This is a genomic window from Microbacterium sp. NPDC097977, from assembly GCF_040302605.1.
In the GTDB taxonomy this organism is placed as follows: Bacteria; Actinomycetota; Actinomycetes; order Actinomycetales; family Microbacteriaceae; genus Microbacterium.
In genome coordinates this window covers 21937-29037 of record NZ_JBEOUR010000047.1, presented here as the reverse complement: position 1 = coordinate 29037, position 7101 = coordinate 21937, and the positions used below count along the sequence as shown (strand labels likewise).

Genomic DNA, 7101 nt, shown 5'->3' with positions numbered 1-7101 from the left:
TGAGATTCGAGGACACTCACTTGCTCAGTGCGCCAGTGAGTCAACGCACTTTCTACCGCTTGCTGCGTGAGAACAATGTGACCACATCCTTGTTGACGGCCAGACTCGGAGTCCCCCAACTGTTTGACGACGTGATAGCGACTCAGCTCGCCACAGAAGAGCAAGCATGAGAGCAATACTGCTCTCCGTGAAGCCCCGCTACGCGCGCGCACTCTTAGAAGGTCGCAAGACCATCGAAGTCCGGCGACGATTCCCCGAGGTGCCTGCGGGGACGACAGTCGTGCTTTACGCAAGTTCACCTGAACGCGCGATAGTGGGCACGATGACCCTCGCCAATACCGCGAGAGAGACACCCTCTCGGGTGTGGCGTCTGCACCGTCACGCAATTGACATCGACAGGGACGCGCTCGCGGTGTATCTCGACGGAGCGGAAGCATCCACTCTTCTGTACATGTCACACCCGCAGCCATGGGAGCATCCCGTGCCGCTGTCCGCCCTGCGGGAAGCGCTCGGTCTCGAGCCTCCCCAGAGCTTCCGCTATTTGGACGAGCAGCAACTTTCCGCAATGCGCCACGTTGCGGCGATGAAAGCGACCCGAGCGAGTGATTAGGCGCCTTGACAGGCGCTCACCGTCGAGCAAGCTCAAGAGGCTCCCATGGTGGAACTGCTTGCAAGATTTCCGGAAACGTACCTATCTAGGCGTGCGAGTTGCGATACAGGGAGAGGGCAAGCACTAGATTGAATCCCGTTCAACCCGCAACTGAAGGGCCGCCAGGCATGAAAGCTCATTATTTTCTGTACGTCGTGCCGATCGTTCCAGCATCGATCGTGGTGGCGATCTGGCTCTCCAGCTACACCGAGCCTTACCGAATCCAGTCGCACGGTTTCTCGCTCGAGTTGATCGCGACCATTGTCGTTTTCGCTGCGGTGGCGGCAGCGGCCGTCATTGAGATCATCAAGCGGGTCACTCCGATTCGAGGGAGCTTTCAACTGGCCGCGATCAGCGAATGGCTCGGTGACCCCGCGACGCAACAAGTTCAGCGTCAACTGGCCGCGCGAGTTGATGGGGTGCCGGTGAAGAGACGCAGACTAGCGCCCTTCGACGTCCCAATCGAGCAACTCAGCGCTCGGATTGGGTACGTCATTAGCGACGTCGCCACATCGCCTGTGAAAGCACCTCTACTCGCTCTGCGACTCCTCGTCGGGGAGGATGTACCTAGAGCGAGCCTTCTCGAGCGACTCTTCGCGTTACGTGCTGGGGAGCAGGTCCTATCCAACAGGGATCTTGATGACGATGAACGCCGGTACTTCATTTCGACACTAACGGAGGAGTGGAACGAGAACAGCGGGGACTTCGAGATGGCCGCTCAAGCCAAGCTCGACGGTTTCCAGCTCGAGGCAACACGTCGCTGGCGACGCTACGTATCCTGGCTCTCGATCGCCATCTCGGCTCTCGTCGGTGCAACGGTGAGCTACAGCCTTCTCGCCAACTCCTTGAGTCTCATGTTGGCTGTAGGGCTCTGCGCGACGATTGGCGCTTTCCTCTCGTGGCTCGTTCGGGACATTACCGCAGGAGTGGAACGTTGGCGCACACGGGTCTAGCTGTTGGCACGATCAATCTCCGGTCCCCGCGCGTAGGCGGCTCAGTAGCGCGTCCGTCCGACCCAGTAGTCATACCGCGTCTCAGGCGGACACTCATCGTGCTCGTGCATGGGTACGCCACGCCACCGCGCAAGGCGACAGAAGAGTACCGCGCGTTCACCGAGAATGTACGCACCCAGACGAGCCTGGGCCGCCTGCCGGAGCACATCTCGATAGCGAGGGTCTACTGGCCCGGATCCGACCCCAACTGGTTTTACAACAAGGCGTCATTCAGCAGTCGGGTCGGTGCGGCAGGCGAGGCGGGCCGACGGCTCAGCCAGGCGCTCACAGATAGCGGTGCGACGGAGTTGATCGTCGTCGGTCACTCGCTAGGTTGCCACGCTGTCTTGGAGCTTCTCGCGACCCGAGAGGTTGAAAGCAGTGTCGCTCCGGTTCGCCTTGCATTTCTTATGGCCGCTGCCGTGCCCGAAGACGCCTGTCGCCCTGACGGTGTGTTTGCGCGTGCACTGATGCAGAGCCCGATTCAGGTGGCGCTGCACTCCAAGCGGGACTTCGTTCTGAAAGCATTTTTCCGTCCTGGAATGAGACTCGCGCGCCGCGGCTGGACGCGCGCGGTCGGCTCTCGGGGAGGCCCCATGGCGCGATGGGACAGGACGGCGGAGACAAAACTTGGGCACACGGACTACTGGGAATCGCGAGAGGCGGCACGGCAACTCGCGACGCAGCTAGGACTCGCTGACGATCGCCCGTTACCGATGCGCAGTGTGCAGAGCCACAGGACGGACGAGGCCACCGTGCCGGAACGCCATCCCACATTCAGAACCGCACCACAACGGGCCGTTTATCGGTGGCCGGGCGACCAGCGTGGGGGAGGGATGTACTAGACGCGCTTCAACTCGGACAAGATATGCGTGCGCACTGGCGCATCCCGGTTTCGGCAGAATTCCAGGCGCGGGTGACGACGAAGTCGCGTCATCCACGCAAGGATGATCCGCGCTAGTCAGCGGTGCGCATCCAGTAAGGGGTGCTAGCGATGACCGCTATTCAGCCGTCACCTCTCCGCGATGAGATCGCTTGCGCCGCTCGCCTCCCGGGGGCACCATGGTGTTGACCCCGACGAGAAGGTGAATCCCGTGAGAACACCGACCCAAAGTGCAGATCTGGTTCAGTATTTGAACGAGGCGCTGGGCCCCACCCTCGTATCGACGCTCGCGGGATCGAAGGAAACGCAGATTGCGCTCGCCTGGGCTCAAGAGCATGGCGCTCGCCCTGACGCAGCGGCTCTCTCGCGGCTCGAGGTAGCGGGATCGGTGTGGCGCACAGTGCGAGAGGCCGAAGGTGACGATGTCGCCCGCGCTTGGTTCATCGGTGGGAACCCGTGGCTGCGTGACGACACCGCGATCACTGCGATCCGAGAAGGGCGCTTTGAAGAGGTCATCGCCGCTGCCCAAGCCCTCGTCGATGACTCATTCAGTGGCTAGACCTGGTCCTTTCTCGCGACTCGCGAGCGATTGAAGTGCCCTCGTCATCTCCTCGCGCGCGTCATCTGCGCTGAGCTCCCCAGCGAGAACACGTCGAGCTCGATCGAGTGATTCGGCGTCTGGTTGCTTCCCCTCAAGCTGATGGCCCTTCTCGATCAGGGCCAATGACCGTCGCACCTGTGCAGGTGTCAGCGGCTCTTCCGTCATGCCATTCTCCTAAAGTGCGGACTCGGTTCGTGTCGGTTCTTGGGTTGTCTGGTCAGTGAGGGCGTCGGAGAGCCCGATAAATGGTCGACCGCCCCACTCCGAGAGCGACGCTGATCTCGGTGACGCTCATTCGCCCCTGTTGGTGTGCGGTTCGCGCGATCTGCTCTTGATCCGAAGTGAGGACTCGTGGTCGGCCGCCAAATCTCCCTCGAGCGCGTGCCGCTGCGAGTCCGGTGTTGGTGCGCTCGCGAATCAGGTCCCGCTCAAACTCGGCCAAAGAAGCGAAGACATGCAGGATCAGCCGTCCACCCGCTGAGCTTGTATCGATTGTCTCTCGAAGCGAGCGCAGAGCGACGTCGCGGCTGTGAAGGTCGTCGACTCGTTCGATGAGGTCCTTGAGCGAACGGCCAAGTCGGTCTAACCGCCAGACGACCACTGTGTCACCGGGCCTGAGGAGATCCATCAGGTGGATAAGTTCTGGCCGCTCACCCGCCCCTGAAGCGGTCTCGACTAGGATTCGGCCGCACCCAGCTCCGCGCAACTCGTCAATCTGCAGTTGCGCGTTCTGATCGCTCGTTGACACTCGCGCGTAGCCGAATACCTCGCCCACAGAATGAGAGTACCGATACTCGTGCGTCCAGTCATCAAGCGGACGTTGATTCTGACATTGAGTTCTGACAACACGACACGCCGGCGATCGACGTCGCTGCGGGCCGCTGCGGGTTGGTTCCGTAAACGGTCGTTTGTGAAACAGCGCCCCGGCGCCCCCAAGGAGCACGAACTTCAACGAAGCAGGCGATCATATTCTGCTGTGTCCCGGCCGAGGTGGGACTCACCATCCACGGATCAGCGGCTAGGGAGCGACGTAGCTTGCGCAGATCCAGGTCGCGAGTCAGAGTGAAAGTGGTGCGTCCGACGTCTTGACCGGGACGTTCGCGAAGCCGTAGTGCTTGAGAGCGCGCGCAACGATATCTGTCGTGCCAGGCCGACAGCCCGGGCCGCACATCACTCCCAAAAGCGGGAACTGTCGGTCGGGTTCGTCGGCTGATTCTTGCCGATCCAAGGCAGCAACCGTTGTGTAGGGAACGATTCGTCCACCAGCGGTTCGAAATCTGACCTGGTTGTTCGACGCTCCGCCGATGTACCGAACTTCACGTTCGTCAGAGAACGCCGGATGCTTCACGGTGAGCGGCACGGTGTTGAGCAGCAGGCGGGTGTGACCGACGATCTCGTCCCACTCGTCCGAGTCCTCCAGCCAGTTATCGCTCGCGGTTGGCGGCTTGATGGTTCCGAACAGCAGTGCGTTTCGAGCGCTGCGGCGCTGGGCTTGACGGTCGTATTCCACTGAGTGCCACCCAGGTACGACGGGGGTGAAGATTGTTGGCACAGGTGTTCGGCCGCCTACGCCCGACACCACAGATCTGGTCCCCCAGGATCCGCTCGTGTCAAAGCCGACCGCGAATCCGTCGGCGTTCGCGTAGTAGCGCCACTGGTTGAGGAGATCATTCTCGGTGCTGGCAGAGATCACGAAGCAGCTGCTCTGGATCGACGCTACCCACGATTCGTCGACCACTCGACGAAGGTAGGAATGGAACGCGGGCGGCAGAACGGTGCTTTCCAGTTCATCGAGCACCTCTCGGACGAGCTCAACCCCGAACAAGACTTCCGAAGAGTCGTTTAGTACCTGCGGTGCGGAGGCCCAGAGATGGTTGCTGGATAGGATGCCCAGCAGCCCATCGGCGGTCGTGTAGTGCCATACGGCGCCAGCTCGCAGGCGTGCCGGCAGTGGCGCCCCGTCGATATGATCTGCGAAGTCGAATTCTTCGGTCATCGATGGCTCCCTTATCGTGCAACCGCTCGCTTCGCTCGCGACGCGGATGGCTGGTCCGTAAGAGAGCGTACTGTTCGCGGCCGCGCGGAGCTTCTTACTCTTGATCGAGGCCGGACGCTGAGGTGCGGCGGTCAGCACTACGATCTCGGCTGTTCCAGGGCCCACCGGTATCTGGCGCTCTTATCGTGAGTGCTCGTCGACGACCCGCGCGTCTTTTTCGACACTAGCGATGTCGCGACCGATATATTCCAGTCACTGGAGTTTTCGCGGCAGGGGGGAAAATGCGGCTAACGATGTATCTGCTTCGGGCTGGGGCCTCGGGCGACGAGGATGACCTCCGTAAGAAGCAGGGCGTCCGAGAGTTACCCGTCCACTCTCATGGAGATTCAATCTCTGCCTTCCTGGTGCAGGGCGACCCGCGTGCACCAGGGTGGGTGGATGAGCTGACGAAGATTGCAGACGTCGCTTCGCTGGGTGAAGAGTCCGAGTCGCGAAGTTACGGCGCGGTGGTTTTCGTCACTCGCGGGGATAGAGTTCTTGCGGTCTGTTTCGGGACCGGTTTCCACGCGATCGAACCAGCCCGAATCGAGCGAGGCTTCGGTCTCCGAGTCACCGCGAACATCGTGCAAGCGGGAAAGATCAGGGGTGCACAGACGCGAGGAATTGCGAGCAATTCCCGAGATCAGAAGACGTTGCTTCCGGTCGACGGCTCTTTCAGTGATCTTGCCGTCGAGGTAGATGAAGACTGGTTGCGCCAGCTCTCAGGGAAGTCGTCCGACGGTTCCTTCGGGACCACGCTCGCCGGTTCAGATTCTCTGAGGATCACGATCCCGCAGTTCTCGCTTGAATCCCTCCCGGCCAAAGCCGATCAGGTTCTCGCCACGTATCAACGCGACGACTACAAGAAGCAATTCCCGTTCTTGGACCAGATCACTCCACTAGACAAGAGTGATGAGCGCATCGCTGAGCTCGACGAGTTGGTGGTCGACCAGATTCGAACGCGCGATGCGACGATTGCCTTCGCCGCTCCTGATCCATTCGAACAAGGGGACCTCGATCACTATGAACTTGGAGTCGGGTACGCCGGTCGCTTCACGCTGGAGGAGCTGACCCCGGGTGCCGTGTTCGATGCGCTTTCGCTGCTCGACGAAAAGCGCAGTCCGCTTGAGGATGTGAAGGTCCGTGCGTTCGACGAGGACGGTGCGCTCGTCGATCGAGTGCAATCGTTACGTGCTTATGTACAGGCGGAGGTGGTCTTTGACGGAGCGAACTACCTTCTTTCTGCTGGTCTGTGGTTCGAGGTGCTTCCTGATTTCTCGACCAGGATTCAGGCTCAGATCGATCGAATCCCAGATCTCACCGAGGAGTTGTCGCTCCCGGTTTGGGACTCGAAGGTGCTTGCCGACGACACGCGTGACAAGACTGCCGAAGGCTCGTACAACATCGCTGTGGCGGAATCTGAGGGATACGCGCTCCTCGACAAGAAGCTGGTCGTCTTCAGCGTTTACGAGCGGTTGGAGATTAGCGACCTCCTCACGCCTGAGGGGCACTTGCTGTGCGTGAAGAGTGCCTCCAGTTCGGCGACGCTGTCGCACCTAGTCGCGCAGGCCGTGAACAGTGCTAATGCTTGGGGAGATTCGCGCTACAAGGAGAGGCTCGCGACCGCGTGGGATGAGCTTCACGGGGAGGGTGCAGCAGAACTAGATCGTTCGGACGCGACCTTCGTTCTTGCGATAGCTACCCCTAAGCCAGGGCCGTTGAGTGAGTCACTCTTCTTCTTCACGAAGGTGCAGATCGCCAACTGTCTCAAACTGCTCGAGCGCGCCGGGTTCAAGATTGCCCTCGCCAGAATCGACATGGAGCCAGTAGAGCCGAAGAAGGTGAAGCGAAAGAGCAAGGTCTCCTTCAGCGAGTCGGATGTCGAAGCGGGTGACGACGAAGCATGAGCGAGCGACTGCACTGCGGTCATGGCCTCGCACG

6 protein-coding genes are annotated in these 7101 nt (G+C 60.7%); 4 read left to right on the top strand and 2 right to left on the bottom strand.

All coding sequences use genetic code 11. The features are described 5' to 3' along the window. The first annotated feature begins 187 nt into the window (after window positions 1–187). The 3 genes from ABTZ43_RS11620 to ABTZ43_RS11610 all read left to right on the top strand — a co-directional run bounded on the left by ABTZ43_RS11620 (window position 188) and on the right by ABTZ43_RS11610 (window position 3083). Complete coding sequence (locus ABTZ43_RS11620) at window positions 188–610, top strand: ASCH domain-containing protein (RefSeq protein WP_350538913.1); 423 nt, start codon at window positions 188–190, stop codon at window positions 608–610. Between the two features lie 167 nt (window positions 611–777). Next, entirely contained in the window at window positions 778–1602 is an 825-nt protein-coding gene (locus tag ABTZ43_RS11615; protein WP_350538912.1) for a hypothetical protein, read from the top strand. Between the two features lie 1133 nt (window positions 1603–2735). Next, window positions 2736–3083 carry a hypothetical protein gene (locus tag ABTZ43_RS11610; protein WP_350538911.1) on the top strand — a complete coding sequence of 116 codons (348 nt, stop codon included), beginning with the start codon at window positions 2736–2738 and terminating at the stop codon, window positions 3081–3083. Window positions 3084–3342: 259 nt separating this feature from the next. Here ABTZ43_RS11610 and ABTZ43_RS11605 read toward each other — a convergent pair whose 3' ends face one another. Next, on the bottom strand, window positions 3343–3900 hold the full coding sequence (locus ABTZ43_RS11605; RefSeq protein ID WP_350538910.1) for a recombinase family protein: 558 nt from the start codon (window positions 3898–3900) through the stop codon (window positions 3343–3345). A 282-nt stretch (window positions 3901–4182) separates the two neighbouring features. Next, entirely contained in the window at window positions 4183–5121 is a 939-nt protein-coding gene (locus ABTZ43_RS11600) for a DUF2971 domain-containing protein (RefSeq protein WP_350538909.1), read from the bottom strand. A gap of 293 nt (window positions 5122–5414) precedes the next feature. Here ABTZ43_RS11600 and ABTZ43_RS11595 point away from each other — a divergent pair, with 293 nt between their 5' ends. After that, the gene (locus tag ABTZ43_RS11595) at window positions 5415–7067 is read left to right on the top strand and encodes a DUF6119 family protein (RefSeq protein WP_350538908.1); all 1653 of its coding nucleotides are present in this window, start codon (window positions 5415–5417) and stop codon (window positions 7065–7067) included. Window positions 7068–7101 lie beyond the last annotated feature (34 nt).